The organism is Aequoribacter sp. (assembly GCF_965659035.1).
In the GTDB taxonomy this organism is placed as follows: Bacteria; Pseudomonadota; Gammaproteobacteria; order Pseudomonadales; family Halieaceae; genus Aequoribacter.
Genome location: NZ_CBFHWH010000137.1, coordinates 1 through 3,111 on the forward strand (window position 1 = coordinate 1; position 3,111 = coordinate 3,111).

Sequence of the window (3,111 nt, forward strand, 5' to 3'; positions counted from 1 at the left end):
GGCAGCAATCCGCGCGTCCTCGCGAGACAGGAAACAGCCGTGGACGGTCGCAGAGCTTGAGAAAGTGCCTTTTGATCGAGGTTTTGGCCCTTACGTTGGAGAATACTCGGTGTCGTTTATAACGATTAAAATTACCGAGGAGCCTGAGGGCCTTATGATGAGCGCTGGTATGGCAGGAAATGGCTTGTTGGAACCGGCGGGCAAAAATTTGTTTCGATCAGACGGTGACGATAAACCGATGACAATCGAGTTTATTCGGTCTGGGGATGGTCCTGCAGAAAGTTTGGTTATTATTCGTGAAGATCAATCGATTCCGGCGAAGCGCAAAGAAGACTAATTGGAGGTGACCCCAGCAAGGCACTGCTGGGGTCATTGATCTTTTAAGTACACATTATTCCAACCGGTCGGTTGCAATAATGCCTGCAAGATCTTTGGCGTACTGCTTTTTACGCTCGACATCCATACCCCGAGTAATTTGGATGCGCTGGGCTTGAGGAGAGCCGGCACCGTGCATTGATTCTGTTAAATAGCCTACGGCATTACGTCCTAGTGTCATGTTTTCGATTAAACGTAGCATACGAGTTCGATCTTCAGTCGAAACGTCGCTACGACCTTGGAAGTATTTTTGCAGTAGCTCGCCCATTTCAGGGCTATTAAAGTCAGCTTCAGAGGGTAAGGTCACCATGACTCCGCCAGCTAAATCTTGCGCCAGACGCGAAATTTCGTAAGGGAAGCGCGTGACGTTGTGCTTACAAATGTTTGCAAGCAGTGGGTCGTTCATGAAAATGCCCGAGGGCAATTGCTTGGCCTCATAGGACGATGCGATTCCCGACGAATAAATCGTTTCGTTCAGGTGGGTCATTTCTACGAGCTTGTCTTTGATGTGACTGGCTTTATCTGCGCCATTGTACTCAGCGATGCTTGCGGCGGCACCCACCATGACGTCGCCTAAGCCAGTTTTACAGACGTAGCTGGCGCGATGGTAAGCCGTAAAGCGTGTTACCAGCTCTTGCGCGAAGTCGTACTCGCCGTCCATGAGTACGTGCTCCCAGGGAATGAATACGTCGTCAAAAATAACGAGTGTTTCTTGGCCACCGTACTGAGCATTGCCTTTATCGATATCGCCCGCCTCCAGTGCGCGGGTGTCACAAGATTGGCGACCATAAACGTACGTTAGGCCCGCCGCATCACCCGGTACCATGCCGATAACCGCATAGTCTTTGTCGCCCTCTAACATATTCTGAGTGGGCATCACGCAGATCCAGTGTGAGTTTAAGCCGCCAGTCATATGTGCTTTGGCGCCTTTTACGTACAAACCTTTGTCGGTGCGGCGTGTGACATGCATAAAAAGATCGGGGTCTGCCTGCTCGGCGGGTCGCTTGCTGCGGTCGCCTTTCGGATCGGTCATGCCAGCACCCAAAATAATATTGTGCTTCTGCGCCTGTTTAATGAAGTCCAGGTAACGCTGGTGATAAGGTGTGCCGTGCTTTTGATCAATATCGTAGGTAATCGAGTGCAATACACTAATGGTGTCAAGCCCCGCACAACGTTGGAAGCAGGTGCCTGTCAGTTGGCCCATGCGGCGCTGCATTTTGTTTTTCATTACGAGATCGTGGGGTGACTCGACAATATGTAGGAAACGGTTCACCGTGGCGTCAATGAGTGAGGAGTGCGCTGTTGCTAGCTCTGGATCCTCGATGGCAAGATCGTAGGTCATTCGCAGCGAATTGATGGATGGGCGAATAATGGGGTGATCTACCGGTTCCTCTATCTGCTCCCCGAATAAGTATACCTTGACATCGCGACCTCTGAGGCTTTCGATATAGTCGTCGCCAGTGTTGATGGGGGTAAAGCGGGCCCAGCGTTCCGCCGCTGTTTCTTCTTTTGGGAAAAGGTAATCCTGTGACATGTTCGTAAGTCCTAGATTTTTTATGTGTCGTTGGATCATACTGGACGAGGCAAAAACTTCAATTGATCGTGGCTATCGGTCGATGGCTTAAGAGCACCGAAATTGAAGTAGAAATTCGTTAATTACATGCGATAGGCTACTGGCCTCACAAAATAATAAGGGTTAGGAATATGATCACCGGCGCCGACGAATACCCCTTTCACCAAACCCCAGAGCCCATGGCCTATGCAGGCACCGATCGCAATTTTTACGATCGTTACTTCTTTAATGGGTATTCACCTGACGGTGAGATCTTTTTCGCGATAGCCTTTGGCGTTTATCCTAACTTGGACATCATGGATGGTGCCGTTAGTATTTTGCACGGCGATAAGCAACACAATTTTCGCGCCAGTAAACACATGCAAGGTGAGCGCTCTGTCTTGCAAGTCGGTCCTTTGTCGATTCATATCGAGCAGCCACTGCTTAAGTCACGTATTGTTTTGGCTGACAACGATAGTGGAATGACTATCGACGTCACGATGACGGCACGGCACGCACCGGTGGAAGAGCCTCGATTTATCCGTCGTATCGGTACTCGTTCGCTAATGGATTACACCCGCATGACGCAAAACGTGGAATGGTCGGGTTTTGTCAGTGTCGATGGCAATCGTTCTGAACTTGACGGCCGCAAAGTCCGAGGCACGCGCGATCGAAGTTGGGGTATTCGTCCAGTTGGCTTGCCCGACCCCCAGCCACCAACCGCAGGGGGTTTATCGCAGTTTTTTTGGTTGTGGAACCCGTGCAACTTTGACGACTACGTGGCGTTTTCGCATACCAATGATGACGAATACGGACGCCCTTGGAACCGCCTAGGCGCCATTCAAGCGATTGGTGGCAATATCATTGAATTTGACGAAGTGGAATACCAGTATGAGTGGGAGGGGCCTACAAGCCGCAAAATCAAAGAGCTAAGAGCCTTGTGTCAGTCAGAGCAGGGTGACGCCGTGCTAACGTTTCGACCGACCGCGACCTTTTTTATGCCAGGGCTTGGCTACATGCACCCCGAATGGGGGCATGGCACTGATCACGGCGACCTGGCAGTTACGCAGGACACTTGGGATGTGCATCAATGCTTATTGGATCCTCGTTTTCTGCACATTCAAGCGATATCCGATGTTACTTTGGAATTTCAGGGTGCGATTCATCAAGGAACCGGTGTTGTA

The 3,111-nt window shown here is 50.5% G+C and carries 2 protein-coding genes and 1 pseudogene; 2 read left to right on the forward strand and 1 reads right to left on the reverse strand.

Annotation, left to right across the window (positions count from 1 at the left end; all coding sequences use genetic code 11):
* Nucleotides 1-337 (forward strand): annotated as a pseudogene (locus tag ACTF5Z_RS11710) (DUF7133 domain-containing protein); the annotation flags it as partial.
* 54 nt (nt 338-391) lie between these two features.
* Here the strand turns inward: ACTF5Z_RS11710 and ACTF5Z_RS11715 are convergent.
* Nucleotides 392-1,909 (reverse strand): 4-hydroxyphenylacetate 3-hydroxylase family protein, encoded by a 1,518-nt coding sequence (locus ACTF5Z_RS11715; RefSeq protein WP_438985793.1) that lies wholly within the window; start codon nt 1,907-1,909, stop codon nt 392-394.
* A 170-nt stretch (nt 1,910-2,079) separates the two neighbouring features.
* Here ACTF5Z_RS11715 and ACTF5Z_RS11720 point away from each other — a divergent pair.
* The coding region (locus tag ACTF5Z_RS11720) for a hypothetical protein (RefSeq protein ID WP_438985794.1) at nt 2,080-3,111 on the forward strand (1,032 nt) is incomplete at its 3' end.